Source organism: Salmonella sp. SAL04202, from assembly GCF_046550775.1.
GTDB lineage: Bacteria > Pseudomonadota > Gammaproteobacteria > Enterobacterales > Enterobacteriaceae > Salmonella > Salmonella enterica.
Genome location: NZ_JBGDXK010000005.1, coordinates 146362 through 160730, shown reverse-complemented (window position 1 = coordinate 160730; position 14369 = coordinate 146362). Strand labels below are relative to the sequence as shown.

The window sequence follows — 14369 nt, the reverse complement described above, 5'->3', positions numbered from 1 at the left end:
ACCTTACAAGACCTGTGGTTTTTACTTCAAGGACACCCTATGAAAACCTCTCTGTTCAAAAGTCTTTATTTTCAGGTCCTGACAGCAATCGCCATTGGTATTCTCCTTGGCCATTACTATCCTGAACTGGGCGCACAAATGAAACCGCTTGGCGACGCGTTCGTTAAGCTCATTAAGATGATCATCGCTCCTGTCATTTTCTGTACTGTCGTGACGGGCATCGCAGGCATGGAAAGCATGAAGGCGGTGGGCCGTACCGGCGCGGTCGCGCTGCTTTACTTTGAAATTGTCAGTACGATTGCGCTGATTATCGGTCTTATCATCGTCAACGTTGTGCAACCTGGCGCCGGGATGAACGTCGATCCGGCAACGCTGGATGCGCAGGCGGTGGCCGTTTATGCCGCACAAGCCAAGGAGCAGGGCATTATTGCCTTCCTGATGGATGTCATACCGGGCAGCGTGATCGGCGCGTTTGCCAGCGGCAACATTCTGCAGGTCTTACTGTTTGCGGTGTTGTTTGGTTTTGCGCTGCACCGTTTGGGCAGCAAAGGCCAGCTCATTTTCAATGTGATTGAGAGTTTTTCGCAGGTCATTTTCGGCATCATCAATATGATCATGCGCCTGGCGCCGATTGGCGCATTCGGCGCGATGGCCTTCACCATCGGTAAATACGGCGTCGGTTCTCTGGTGCAACTGGGGCAGCTCATTATCTGCTTCTATATCACCTGTATTCTCTTCGTGGTGGTGGTGCTGGGGACGATTGCACGGGTAACGGGCTTTAGCATTTTTAAATTTATTCGCTATATCCGGGAAGAATTACTCATTGTGCTCGGCACCTCCTCTTCCGAGTCAGCGTTGCCGCGTATGCTCGATAAGATGGAAAAACTGGGGTGCCGTAAATCGGTGGTGGGGCTGGTGATCCCGACGGGGTATTCGTTCAACCTTGATGGCACCTCTATCTACCTGACGATGGCGGCGGTGTTTATCGCCCAGGCGACCAACAGCCATATGGATATCTTCCACCAGATAACGCTGCTGGTCGTGCTGCTGCTCTCGTCAAAAGGCGCCGCGGGCGTGACCGGAAGCGGCTTTATTGTGCTGGCGGCCACTATCTCCGCCGTGGGCCATTTACCGGTTGCGGGACTGGCGTTAATCCTTGGTATCGACCGCTTTATGTCCGAAGCGCGTGCGCTGACTAACCTGGTGGGTAACGGCGTGGCGACGGTGGTGGTTGCCAAATGGGTGAAAGAGTTAGATCACCAAAAGCTGGACGATGTGCTTAATAATCGTGCGCCGGATGGCAAAACGCACGAAATTTCCTCCTAATCTCGCCACTTATGCCCGTAGTCCCTTCCAGGACTGCGGGTGTTTGCGCATAATTGACCCCTGCGCCCAAAGCATACAGCATGATGCTTAGGGATTATTTCACTTCTTCCGTGACATTTTTAGGTTCTTGCGGTCTAACACGAAGTGTTTTTACGTCATATTCAGGCATCCCTGCCGGGGCTGTCTTTTTATTACCAGGATTGTTGATCAGGGGTTCACATGCAGGGCACAAAAATTCGACTCTTAGCGGGCAGTCTGTTGATGTTGGCCTCTGCCGGCTATGTGCAGGCAGATGCGCTCCAGCCCGATCCGGCATGGCAACAGGGGACGCTGGCTAATGGGTTACAGTGGCAAGTGTTGGCTACGCCTCAGCGCCCCAGCGATCGTATTGAAGTTCGTCTCCAGGTTAATACCGGTTCGCTCACCGAAAGTACGCAACAGAGCGGGTTCAGCCATGCGATTCCCCGTATCGCGCTGACGCAAAGCGGTGGTCTGGATGCCGCACAGGCACGTTCTTTATGGCAGCAAGGGTTTGATCCGAAACGTCCCATGCCGCCCGTTATTGTTTCTTATGATTCCACGCTCTATAACCTCAGTTTACCCAATAACCGTAACGATCTGCTGAAAGAAGCGCTGACCTATCTGGCTAACGTCTCCGGTAAATTAACCATTACGCCAGAGACGGTGAATCATGCGTTAAGCAGCGAAGATATGGTTGCGACGTGGCCAGCAGATACTAAAGAGGGCTGGTGGCGTTATCGGCTGAAAGGGTCGGCGTTATTGGGGCACGATCCCGCGGAACCGTTAAAGCAACCGGTAGACGCAGCCAAAATTCAGGCTTTCTATGAAAAATGGTACACCCCGGATGCCATGACGCTGATTGTTGTCGGCAACATTGATGCGCGCTCCGTCGCCGAGCAGATCAATAAAACGTTCGGTACGCTGAAAGGTAAACGCGAAACGCCCGCCCCGGTGCCGACGCTTTCGCCGCTGCGGGCGGAATCAGTGAGCATTATGACCGATGCGGTGCGCCAGGATCGTCTCTCCATTATGTGGGATACGCCGTGGCAACCGATTCGCGAGTCGGCGGCGCTGTTGCGCTACTGGCAGGCAGATCTGGCGCGCGAAGCGCTGTTCTGGCATATCCAGCAAGAGCTTACTAAAAATAACGCGAAAGATATTGGTCTGGGGTTTGACTGCCGGGTTCTGTTCCTGCGCGCGCAGTGCGCCATCAACATTGAATCACCTAATGATAAGCTCAATACCAATTTGAGCCTGGTGGCGAATGAACTGGCGAAAGTACGCGATAAAGGTTTGTCGGAAGAGGAGTTTACTGCGCTGGTGGCGCAGAAAAATCTCGAATTGCAAAAGCTGTTCGCGACCTACGCGCGTACCGATACTGACATTTTGACTGGACAGCGTATGCGCTCGCTGCAGAATCAAGTGGTGGATATCGCGCCGGAGCAGTATCAGAAGCTGCGCCAGAATTTCCTCAACAGCCTGACCGTCGATATGCTCAATCAGAATCTACGTCAGCAGCTATCGCAGGAGATGGCATTAATTTTGCTGCAACCGCAAGGCGAGCCGGAATTTAATATGAAGGCGTTAAAGGCGACGTGGGATGAAATCATGGTCCCGACAACTGCCGCCGCTGTTGAAGCAGATGAGGCGCATCCGGAAGTGACGGAAACACCGGCGGCACAGTAAGCTGCCGCCTGTCGGCCCGGTAAGCGCAGCGCCACCGGGCAAGAGCAAATGACTTACTGCGGCATCGCGTCGTGCGGAATAATAGCCCCACGGTACTGAATCACCGTGCTGGCCGTCAGGTGTCCGCGCTTCGCGGCATCCGTCGCGCTGCCGCCCGTCAAACGAACGGCCAGATAACCGGCGCTGAAGGAGTCGCCTGCGGCGGTGGTGTCTACCACTTTCTCTTTCGGCAGTTTCACTGCCGGAACGTCAATGCGCGCCTCGCCCTGAATTGAGACCAGGCAAGAGTCCGCCCCGCGTTTTACCACCACTTCCTGCACGCCTGCCGCATGGGTGCGGGCAATGACCTCTTCCACCGGTTGTTGACCCCATAGCGCGTCTTCATCGTCCAGTGTCAGGAAGGCGATATCAGTACATTCCAGCATCTTTTGATAGACCTGCTGCGTTTCTTCGCGACTTGTCCATAAACGCGGGCGATAGTTATTATCAAAAATGACTTTCCCGCCGTTGGCCCGACATTCACGCAATAAAGACAGCAGCTTATCACGGCTGGTCGGGCTTAAAATCGCGAGGCTAATGCCGCTCAGGTAGAGATAATCGAAGGTCGCCAGCGCCTCGCAGATAGCCGCTGACTGTTCGCTCTCCAGCCAGAATTTCGCTGCCGCTTCGTTACGCCAGTAGTAGAAGGTACGCTCGCCAGTGTCATCGGTTTCGATGTAATAGAGGCCTGGCAGGCGATTTTCCATCCGCTGCGTTAGCGAGGTATCCACATTTTCATGCTGCCACGCCTCCAGCATCTGTTGGCTGAAACTGTCGGTACCCAGCGCCGTCACATAGTGAACGGCCAGAGCGGCAGAATCGACCTGACGGGCAATATAAACGGAGGTATTCAGCGTGTCGCCGCCGAAGCCGCGCTGAACATCAGCGCCTTTCTGCGACAGCTCAATCATGCATTCGCCAATCACGGCAATCTTTTTAGACATAGTCGTGAACCTGATCTGTAAAAATTAGCGTTAGTGTGCGCTGTGGATGTTTAGTGGTCAATAATATTAAAACATCGGTCCATTATTTTTTTGAGCAAGTGCGTATTTTTGACAAGTTTCGGGGGCTGTTTTTATTTTGCCAGGGACCGAGGGTAAAGTTCTCTGCCTGAACGCCGATAACCTTTGACGAGTCCGGACAGTCACACTCCCATTAACAGGACAACTGAGATGATAAAGCAGGTTATCCAGCAGCTACGCGTTCCTGATGCAGGTATAGAGAATTTGCAGGAACGGCGCTATTGGCTGCAATGCGAGCGTGCCTATACTTACCAGCCGATATACCAGACGGATGGCCGTCTGATGGCGGTTGAACTTCTCACTGTCGTCACCCATCCTGATAACCCTTCCAGACGTATTGCCCCGGATCGTTATTTCGCGGAGTTAGCGGTTCGACACCGCATTGACGTAGTGAAAGAACAACTTCATCAGCTTGAACAAAAAGCGGATTTTTTCACTCGCCATCACTTATTGGCATCAGTCAATGTCGACGGCCCTACGCTGATTGCCATGCGACGACAGCCGGACATTCTGGCCGCGATGGAGCGCTTACCCTGGCTGCGTTTCGAACTGGTGGAACATATTCGTTTGCCGAAAGACTCCTCTTTCGCCTCGATGTGTGAGTTCGGCCCGCTGTGGCTGGATGATTTTGGTACTGGTATGGCCAATTTTTCAGCGCTGAGCGAAGTGCGTTATGACTACATTAAAGTGGCGCGCGAGCTGTTCGTCATGCTGCGCCAGTCCGCGGAGGGGCGCAACCTGTTCACTCTGCTGCTGCAACTGATGAACCGCTACTGCCGCGGCGTTATTGTCGAGGGCGTGGAGACGCTGGAAGAGTGGCGTGATGTGCAGCGTTCGCCCGCCTTTGCCGCCCAGGGCTATTTTCTTTCTCGACCCGTGCCGCTGATATCGCTCGAAGAGGTGATTCTGACCCTGTAACGCCAGACTGTTCCCGTAATACGTGGTATTACGAGGCGCGGTCATCCTCCTTTTTCGTCTGGCTGAACTATCTTTAGGACAGGCAAGGGAAGAAGTGAGGAAATAACACATGACTAAAGCAGGCAAAATAACCGCCGCCATCACAGGGACTTTCTTGTTGTTGATCGCCATAGTGATTTTGTTGATCGCAACATTTGACTGGAACCGCCTCAAACCGACCATCAACCAGAAAGTCTCTACCGAATTGAACCGGCCTTTCGCTATTCGCGGCGATTTAGGCGTGGTGTGGGAACGCCAAAAACAGGAGACCGGCTGGCGAAGCTGGGTACCGTGGCCGCATGTTCACGCGGAAGACGTCATTCTCGGCAATCCGCCGGATATTCCGGAAGTTACGATGGTGCATCTGCCACGCGTTGAGGCGACGCTTGCCCCACTGGCGCTCCTGACCAAAACCGTCTGGCTGCCGTGGATCAAACTGGTGAAACCCGACGCGCGTCTTATTCGTCTGTCCGAGAAAACCAATAACTGGACCTTTAACCTCGCGCAAGACAAGAATACGGACCCCAATGCTAAACCTTCCGCCTGGTCCTTCCGGCTGGATAATATTCTCTTCGACCAGGGGCGAATCGCGATCGATGATAAGGTCAGCAAGGCGGATATCACTATTCTGATCGATCCGTTAGGCAAACCGTTGCCGTTCAGCGAAGTGACGGGAACGAAAGGCAAAGCAGACAAATCCAGCGTGGGCGACTATGTCTTCGGCCTGAAGGCGCAGGGGCGTTATAACGGGGAACCGTTGACCGGTACGGGCAAAATAGGCGGTATGCTGGCGCTACGCAGCGAAAGTACGCCTTTTCCTGTGCAGGCCGATTTCCGCTCTGGCAACACGCGGGTGGCTTTTAGCGGCGTGGTGAACGAGCCGATGAAAATGGGCGGCGTCGATCTGCGGCTTAAATTCTCTGGCGATTCACTGGGCGATTTATATGATTTAACCGGCGTGCTGCTGCCGGATACGCCGCCGTTTGAGACCGATGGGCGACTGGTGGCGAAAATTGACGCCGAAAAGTCATCGGTATTTGATTATCGCGGTTTTAACGGGCGCATTGGCGACAGTGATATCCACGGCTCCCTCACTTATACCACCGGTAAACCGCGCCCTAAACTGGAAGGCGATGTCGAATCGCGCCAGTTACGACTGGCCGATCTTGGGCCGCTGATTGGCGTGGATTCCGGGAAAGACGCTGAGCAGTCGAAACGGTCTGAACAGCGCAAAGGCGAGAAGAATGTTCAGCCGGCGGATAAAGTGTTGCCTTACGATCGCTTTGAAACCGACAAATGGGACGTTATGGACGCCGATGTCCGGTTTAAAGGCCGACGTATTGAGCATGGCGGCAGTCTACCGATTAGCGATCTTTCGACCCATATCATCCTGAAAAACGCCGACTTACGTCTACAGCCGCTGAAGTTTGGTCTGGCAGGCGGCAGTATTGTCTCCAACATCCATCTGGAAGGGGATAAAAAGCCAATGCAGGGGCGGGCGGATATACAGGCGCGTCGGCTGAAGCTTAAAGAACTGATGCCGGATGTGGAGCTGATGCAGAAAACGCTGGGCGAGCTGAACGGCGATGCGGATATTCGCGGGACGGGCAACTCGGTCGCCGCGCTGCTTGGCAACAGTAACGGCAATCTGAAATTATTGATGAATGATGGATTGATTAGCCGCAACCTGATGGAAATCGTGGGGCTGAACGTCGGCAACTATATTGTCGGGCAGATTTTTGGCGATGACGAAGTGCGGGTTAACTGCGCGGCGGCGAATCTCAATATTGCGAACGGCGTGGCGCGACCGCAAATTTTTGCTTTTGATACAGAAAATGCGTTGATTAACGTGACTGGTACGGCGAGCTTCGCCTCTGAACAGCTCGATTTAACCATTGATCCGGAAAGTAAGGGGATTCGTATTATTACGCTGCGATCGCCGCTGTACGTGCGCGGGACATTTAAAAATCCGCAGGCGGGCGTCAAGCCCGGCCCGCTGATTGCGCGCGGCGCGGTTGCGGCAGCGCTGGCGACGTTGGTAACGCCCGCCGCCGCGCTATTGGCGCTCATTTCGCCCTCTGAAGGCGAAGCCAATCAGTGCCGGACGATTTTAACGCAGATGAAGCAGTAACGTGAAACGTAGCGCCGGATGACGCCATCCGGCGCCCTATTACAACGCCTGATGACGCGTCTCATGGGTTAACAGCAGTGCAATCAGCGTCAGCGCCGCCATTGACGCCAGGTAAACCCCTACCGCCGCCAGCCCGTAGTGGCTTTGCAGCCATGCGGCAATATACGGCGCGACGGAAGCGCCCAGAATCGATGACACATTGTAGGAAAACGATGCGCCGGTATAGCGCACTTCCGTCGGAAATAGCTCCGGCAGCAGCGCTCCCATTGGGCCGAAGGTCAGCCCCATCAGGCTCAGGCCTAACAACAGGAACACGAATACCAGCGCTGGATTGCCTGAACCCAGCAGCGGGGTAAAGGCGAACAACGCGAAGAGAATGATGAGCGTGGTAATGATGACCATGCTTTTCCGACGGCCAAATGCGTCCGCCAGCAGGCCGGCGACGGGCACCATCACGCCGAAACCAATCACCGCCATCATCAGCATCCACAGTATTTCATTGCGCGGCAAGCCAAGCCCCACCGGCGCGGCGGCCGTGCTGTAAGTCATGGAATAGACGGTCATGATATAGAACAGCGTGTAGGTCGCCAGCATAATAAACGTGCCGAGAATGGTTACGCGGACATGCTTCGTCAGCAACGTGCCCAGCGGTATTTTTACCTGTTTTTTCGCTGCGGCGACTTTCGCAAACACCGGCGTTTCATGCAGCGACACGCGCACATACAGGCCGATAATCACCAGCACCGCCGAGAAGATAAACGGCACGCGCCAGCCCCAGCTCATAAACTGCTCGTCGGTCAGCAGCCAGGAGAGCAACAGGAAGGTGCCATTGGCAAAAAAGAAGCCGATCGGCGCGCCCAACTGCGGGAAGGAGCCATACAGCGCGCGTTTGCGCGGCGGCGCATTCTCCGTCGCTAATAACGCCGCGCCGCCCCATTCGCCGCCCAGCCCCAGTCCCTGACCGAAACGCGCCAGCGCCAGCAGCAGCGGCGCGAAAATACCTATCGTCGCGTAGCCCGGTAACAGACCGATAATGACCGTGGAGATCCCCATCGTCAGCAGCGAAGCCACCAGCGTGACTTTGCGGCCTACCCGGTCGCCGAAGTGGCCGAATAGCGCAGAGCCAATCGGACGCGCCACAAACGCGATAGCGAAGGTGGCGAGCGATTGTAGCGTTGCCGCAGTGGGATCGCCCTGGGGGAAGAAGATAAGGGGGAACACGATCACCGCAGCGGTGGCGTAAATATAGAAGTCGAAGAACTCAATCGCGGTGCCGATAAGCGAGGCAATAACGACTTTATTGCGTGAGTTTACCGGAACATGTTCCTGCTCATGGTCGAGTGTTGTGGCGGTTGCTTGCATACTATTTTCTTATTTTTAGCGAACGAATAGCCATATTACGCACAGCAAAAGTTATATTTCAATGTGTAACAAAAGCCAAAAATGGTCAAAAAAAGCGCAAAAAGGGGATAATGTTTAAGCCAGCCATTTTGCGTCTATGAAATGCTTCACATAATTTTAGAATTGGTGGATAAAACTGGTTTCGGGTTAAATAAAAGTTAATTACTGGATTTATATGCTGAAACAATGAGATGAGGCGGAAGGACGTGCCTGATTGTACCGCCGGGTACGCTTTGCTTGCCCGGCCTGGGACTACACGCCAGTAGGCCGAATGACGACGCCGTGCGTGCCATTCGGCAGCAAGCCGCAGACTAGCGTTGCGTTTTACCCGGCATTCGCGGGTCGTCCTTATATTCGGCGGTGGCTATCCAGGCCGCGCAGAATAACGTCAGGCGGGCAAAAAAGTAGAAGAATGCCATCAGACCGAGTACGGAGCCAAACGCCGCGCCGGAAGGCGATTTCACCAGTGACGGCAGCGTATAGGTCATAATGATTTTAATCACCTCAAAACCGATAGCGGCGATAAATGTCCCGCGAATCAACGCTTTTTTACGGGGACGATGGCGAGGCAGTCGCCAGAAAATCCAGAAAAAAAGTAGATAGTTGGCAAAAATAGAGATGGCCAGACCGATCAAATGCCAGGCCGGTTTTAACCATTCGATGCTGTCGAGGTACAAGGCGGAGATGATCATCTGCTGGGCGGAACCAGCGATGGAAGTAATGGACAGCGTAATGATTAAAGCGATTAATAATCCAATCAGCGAGATAAAATCGCGCAGATATTTGAGCCAGATTTTCTCCTGATCCTGCGGCTTGCGCTCCCAGACGTCCCGTGACTGGGCGCGAATCGCTTCCCGCAGGTTGCCCATCCAGTTAACGCCGGAATAGAGCGCGATACCCAGTCCGACCAGCCCTACCGTGGTACGCTGTTGAACCGCCGTATTAATCGTATTTTTAAGCGTGGACGCCAGCGTAGGATCGCTCACATTCATCAATATCTTGCTGAAAATATCTTCCAGTAGATTAGGGTGCGAGGCGAGGATAAAACCTGCCGCGGCAAAGGACACCATCATTATCGGGATCATCGACAGAAACGAAAAGTAGGTGATAGCCGCGCCAAACTGATTACCCAGTCGATCGTTAAAACGTTCGGTCGCGCGAATGAGGTGGGCCACCATCGGTTGACGCTGAATTTTTTGCATCAGGGTGGTGACGGAATGCAACGCCTGATTTGCCTTTTCGTTTTTTTCCGGGGCGTCATGCGGCTGCGTTTCTATTTTTTGTATCGGGTCGTGCTCCAGTTCCTGAATAGGGCGTTTTACGTCATTTTCCTGCGTCATCAGGTCGGTAGTCCTTCATCATTAATAGAATATGTCAGTATAGCTTCTCCCCGGTGGATGCTGAAAATGCGGCTACTCTGCGGCTTCTTTAATGGTTTCAGTCAGCCATACCATAAACAGGTGTACCCGGCGGGAAAGATTACGGCGATGGGGATAATGCAGCGTCACCGGCAGTGGAGCGGCGCGATATTGCGGTAAAATTTCAATGAGCGTTCCGGCGCGTAACGCCTCCCGTACAGCAATGCGCGGCGTCTGAATGATCCCTAATCCTGCCAGACAGGCCGTATGCCAGGTCTCCGTACTGTTTACCGTTAGCATTCCGCCGGTTTTTACCCACTGCATACCGTGGGGCGTTTCGAAGGCAAAACCCGGTGAAGAGACTCCCGGGGTCAATGAATAATGCACCATCGCATGTGAGGCGAGGTCGTCAAGGTTTTCTGGATACCCAAAGCGCGCCAGGTATTGTGGGCTGGCGCAGTTCACCCTTCTCAGTTTGCCAAGCGGGCGCGTCAGTATCCCCGGCGCATGTAGCGGCTCTGTACGCACCACACAGTCGAAATCTTCCCGTAGTAAATCGACCTGTCGATCGCTACTACAAAGTTCCAGCGCAATGCCGGGATACTGATGCAAAAAAGTGGGCAGGCGCGGCATGATAAGGCTGTTTGCGAGACATGGCGGTATATCTACCCGTATTTTGCCGCTGATACTGGCGGGATCAGGCTGGAAAAGACCCTCCAGTTCATCCAGGTTACTCAACAGATCTTTTGCCCGTTCGTAGTAAACCATTCCGTCCTGAGTAAGCTGTACCCGCCGGGTGGTGCGGTGGAGCAGGCGGATGCCCAGTTGATGTTCTAACGCTTGTATTTGCCGTGAGACGCTGCCTTTGGGAAGGCCGATATCCTCTGCTGCACGGGAAAAACTTTCCCGTTCCGCCACGCGTACAAACAATTTCATTGCATATATTTTATCCATCATCAGGCTCTATTATTGTTCTTATTGAAACAGTGACGCTGAAGCGGCTGGTTTTATTGATTTTCTAGCATCTAATAAGCCCTTTCGCAATCATTGCTCGCGTGACGAATACGTCTGATTGCGTTGCGCGGCGGATTTATCGCCTTCCGGCCAGGCTTTTAGCGCCAAAAAGCCGATAAACGGGACGAGGGCGGTAAAACACGCCGATAACAGCGGGTGTAGTGGGGCAGAGAAATGCATGTACATACACGGTATTGTCATTGACCCATCGTCGCGGTTTTTAGGCGGATTGATTAATTTTTTAACAAAATGTGCTACTTTATTTTTTGTAACACATCAGGTGAAAAGCAGATATTTCCTTTGTGACGCGCCAGGCGTACTCTTTATTAAATTAATATTCAAATTAGCCTTGGCTGTTCGCGCTAATAAGATATTCCTTACTTTAAAAGGCTAATTTTAGCGAATTCTGTAATCCCGATGTTGAAGCTGTAAATATTCATAACCTTTCCCTTCCTCAACCAATGACTATCGGTAAAATGGCCTATACCAAATGGCGACTTCTTATTTTACCCTACGGGTAATACCCTTCCTCATCTTGAGACTATTATCTTACCCAGGTGGAGAAAAGTAATGCAGGTAATCATGTTTGACAGGCAGTCAATATTTATTCATGGAATGAAAATCAGTTTGCAGCAGCACATTCCAGGAATAAGTATCCAGAGTGTCGGTCAGGCAGAAGAACTCTGGCAAAAAATAGAAAGCGCGCCGGATGCGCTGGTCATGCTGGATAGCGGCCTGGATGCTGAATTTTGCCGCGAGGTGTTACAAAGAATCGCGCAGCAATTTCCGGAGGTGAAGATTATTATCACGGCGATGGATGGCAGTCAAAAGTGGCTGCATGAAGTCATGCAATTTAACGTTCAGGCCGTGGTGCCACGCGATTCTGATGCCGAAACCTTTGTCCTTGCGCTCAATGCTGTCGCTCGCGGGATGATGTTTTTACCGGGGGATTGGTTAAATTCAACGGAGCTGGAGTCCCGTGATATAAAAGCGTTAAGCGCCCGCCAGCGGGAAATTTTACAGATGCTTGCCGCAGGAGAATCAAATAAACAAATTGGGCGGGCGTTAAATATTAGTACCGGGACGGTTAAAGCGCATCTGGAGTCGCTTTACCGGCGGCTGGATGTAAAAAATCGTACCCAGGCCGCCATGATGTTAAATGAATCGAATTAACGACGTTAAATTCGCAGCCCGCTTATTTCTGGCTGTGAAATATCACCCGTATTGATTAATGATAAAAAACGCTGATGTCCGATGCTGAACATCAGCGCAATAAGCGTTTCGCGTTGAAACCGATCATTAAGTTCCGGCAAACAATTCTGTAGCAGCATATCGCAGCTATTGAGGTCATCCAGCAAGAATGCCTCCGCCTGTTCGGGCGTAATGAACGTCAGCGTCTCATCCGGCGTCAACATATGCCCGTAACCAATCACCCAGTTACCCTGCCGATCGCGATACTTTTCCAGCGACAGACCCTGCCACTGTTTAATAAACGCGATGCAGGCGGAGCTAAAGCGAGATGAAATGTGCGGCATGGCATCTTTCTCATAAAAAGCGCGATTATAAAGTGTGCTGCATGCGTGGCTAGCGGTCAGACGGCCAAACGCAGGCAGGGAAAAGGTCTATGCCGTTCAGCGTCACGCCGCGTTGACAGAATGAAAAACTGATGTTTTTGGTTAGTAACCGATCTTCTTATAAATTTGCAATCATTAAGATTAAGTCACTGAAATGTGGCTGAATCTGTTATATCTATGAAAAAACATAATTAAAAGAAAACGAAGATCTCGTCGCGGGATCGTCTTTTTAGGGAAGATAATGACGAATAGCGCTTCGCAGGCGACACACGCGCCTTTTGAACATAGCCTGGGGATTATCCGCCAGGCATCAATAGAAATCCTGCTGCTGCTGGGTATTCATACCACCGAGGGAAAAGAGCCCCGGTGGTTCATGGAACAACTTGAGCAGGCGCGTCTTAACCTGGGCGGTTGGGGCGCGGTGGCGAAAAAATTGCGGATAAATGACGCGCAGTTGAGCCAGTTTATGCTGCAACTGCGTCACCTTCAGCAGCATGTTCCCCAGTATGACAGCGGGCAAGAGGTGAGCGAAAATCAACTCCTTGCCGCGTTGCGTTTTGTCACCTCGCTGGAACATCTACGTCAGCAGCAGCCGCTACTGACGTATCAAACTGAGCTGGAAGACCCCGACCAGGAGGCGCATCTTGAGGCGCAGCGTCAGCTTCGGGCGATAGAACTGACGTTAAAAGCGCTTATTGCGCGCGCATGGCCGGATCGGGCGTCGCTGAATCACTACCTCAAGCAACATTTTGGCCCGGACCGTTTGCGCCAGTGGTTAAAACAGGGAGAAGATCAACATGCGCTGGAGGGCATGTTGTTCAGCGAACTGGCGCTTATGGTGGTCGATAAAAAATTGTTTGCCCGTCATTACGTCAGAATTTTTAATGACGCCTCAGCGTTAACGCTGTTCGCCGAGTCGCGCACCACTCTGCGTATGTTTCTGGATGATTGCCGCCTCGCGCGAAACGAGGTTATCGCCAGGCAGCCGCTCACCTCAGCGCAGCTTATGCTGCTAAACGTTCAGTATCAGCAAATCGTTCGGCCCATCCAGCGCGCCTATGCCGAAAAACGTACCCGCGTGAATCCCGCTTCGTTTCTGCTGGCGGATGAACGTGAATTGCGCCAGTTCTGGGAAACCGCGCGGCTTAAAGATCGGCAGGCCGGGGGAGATAAGCATGAGATTAGCGAGAGCATAGAACCACCGCGTAAGCGGCCTCCGCGTACGCCTGAAGAGCGTGAGCAACTTATTTCCGGCGCTTTGTGGGGCGCGGTTGGCGTCATGACGCTGGCGATACTGGCGGGCGCGTTCTGGCTATTTAGTTCGTCGTCGCCAGGCTCCGATAACGGGCAAGCTCCCGCAATGGCGCAGGATGAACCGCCGCGCGAGGCGCCTTCCGCGCGGGAAACGCTCAATCATATGGGGATTACCTGGGATGCGTTTACCATGCGGGCGGCGATAGAGCGCAATGATACGCGGGTGACGGCGCTGTTCCTCCAGGGCGGAATGAACTGGCAGCTCGCGTGGACGGAGCAGGCGTTTGCGGCAGGACATACCGAGGTGCTGCAACTGTTGTTGCGTTATCCCGCGCTGATGGATGAGGTCAAACCCTGCCGACGATTTATCACAACGTTAAGTCATGACATGTCGAGCGGCGCGCCGCTGACCGCGATGCATAAAACCTATTTGCAAACGTTTTGCACCGTTCCGGCTGTTGTGACGCGCCAGCAGCACGATACGGAGCAGGCCCGACTGCGCGCTCAGGCCCGGCCCAGCGCAGACAATAAAAAATGGCTGAAAATTCAGTCAGCCATTTATGATGCGATTCACTGAGGCCGGAGC

At 53.1% G+C, this 14369-nt stretch carries 12 protein-coding genes; 6 read left to right on the top strand and 6 right to left on the bottom strand.

What is annotated here, in order from left to right; all coding sequences use genetic code 11:
- Positions 1–39 precede the first annotated feature (39 nt).
- Both dctA and ACLJQJ_RS18800 read left to right on the top strand, forming a co-directional pair.
- On the top strand, positions 40–1326 hold the full coding sequence (dctA, locus tag ACLJQJ_RS18805; protein ID WP_000858228.1) for a C4-dicarboxylate transporter DctC: 1287 nt from the start codon (positions 40–42) through the stop codon (positions 1324–1326).
- A gap of 219 nt (positions 1327–1545) precedes the next feature.
- A complete protein-coding gene (locus ACLJQJ_RS18800) occupies positions 1546–3033 on the top strand; it encodes a M16 family metallopeptidase (protein ID WP_001163182.1) in 1488 nt (495 codons plus the stop codon).
- A 53-nt stretch (positions 3034–3086) separates the two neighbouring features.
- Here the strand turns inward: ACLJQJ_RS18800 and ACLJQJ_RS18795 are convergent, their stop codons facing one another.
- Entirely contained in the window at positions 3087–4016 is a 930-nt protein-coding gene (locus ACLJQJ_RS18795; protein ID WP_063808776.1) for a sugar kinase, read from the bottom strand.
- Between the two features lie 228 nt (positions 4017–4244).
- On the opposite strand from ACLJQJ_RS18795, the gene pdeH reads away from it, so the two are divergent.
- Both pdeH and ACLJQJ_RS18785 read left to right on the top strand, forming a co-directional pair.
- A complete protein-coding gene (pdeH, locus tag ACLJQJ_RS18790) occupies positions 4245–5012 on the top strand; it encodes a cyclic-guanylate-specific phosphodiesterase (protein ID WP_000595624.1) in 768 nt (255 codons plus the stop codon).
- 109 nt (positions 5013–5121) lie between these two features.
- Complete coding sequence (locus ACLJQJ_RS18785) at positions 5122–7182, top strand: AsmA family protein (RefSeq protein ID WP_000158671.1); 2061 nt, start codon at positions 5122–5124, stop codon at positions 7180–7182.
- A gap of 39 nt (positions 7183–7221) precedes the next feature.
- On the opposite strand, the gene ACLJQJ_RS18780 is transcribed toward ACLJQJ_RS18785, so the two are convergent.
- The 4 genes from ACLJQJ_RS18780 to ACLJQJ_RS18765 all read right to left on the bottom strand — a co-directional run bounded on the left by ACLJQJ_RS18780 (position 7222) and on the right by ACLJQJ_RS18765 (position 11156).
- A complete protein-coding gene (locus tag ACLJQJ_RS18780) occupies positions 7222–8544 on the bottom strand; it encodes an MFS transporter (protein ID WP_001148981.1) in 1323 nt (440 codons plus the stop codon).
- 350 nt (positions 8545–8894) lie between these two features.
- Positions 8895–9923, bottom strand: coding sequence for an inner membrane protein YhjD (gene yhjD, locus ACLJQJ_RS18775; RefSeq protein ID WP_000191231.1), 1029 nt, complete (start codon positions 9921–9923; stop codon positions 8895–8897).
- A 72-nt stretch (positions 9924–9995) separates the two neighbouring features.
- Entirely contained in the window at positions 9996–10895 is a 900-nt protein-coding gene (locus ACLJQJ_RS18770; protein ID WP_000358042.1) for a LysR family transcriptional regulator, read from the bottom strand.
- Positions 10896–10985: 90 nt separating this feature from the next.
- Complete coding sequence (locus ACLJQJ_RS18765; RefSeq protein ID WP_153246886.1) at positions 10986–11156, bottom strand: hypothetical protein; 171 nt, start codon at positions 11154–11156, stop codon at positions 10986–10988.
- A gap of 369 nt (positions 11157–11525) precedes the next feature.
- Here ACLJQJ_RS18765 and ACLJQJ_RS18760 point away from each other — a divergent pair, with 369 nt between their 5' ends.
- A complete protein-coding gene (locus ACLJQJ_RS18760) occupies positions 11526–12128 on the top strand; it encodes a response regulator transcription factor (protein ID WP_001196081.1) in 603 nt (200 codons plus the stop codon).
- A 5-nt stretch (positions 12129–12133) separates the two neighbouring features.
- On the opposite strand, the gene ACLJQJ_RS18755 is transcribed toward ACLJQJ_RS18760, so the two are convergent.
- On the bottom strand, positions 12134–12490 hold the full coding sequence (locus ACLJQJ_RS18755) for a glycoside hydrolase family protein (protein WP_001120252.1): 357 nt from the start codon (positions 12488–12490) through the stop codon (positions 12134–12136).
- 280 nt (positions 12491–12770) lie between these two features.
- Here ACLJQJ_RS18755 and ACLJQJ_RS18750 point away from each other — a divergent pair, with 280 nt between their 5' ends.
- A complete protein-coding gene (locus ACLJQJ_RS18750; protein WP_063808777.1) occupies positions 12771–14360 on the top strand; it encodes an STY4199 family HEPN domain-containing protein in 1590 nt (529 codons plus the stop codon).
- Positions 14361–14369 lie beyond the last annotated feature (9 nt).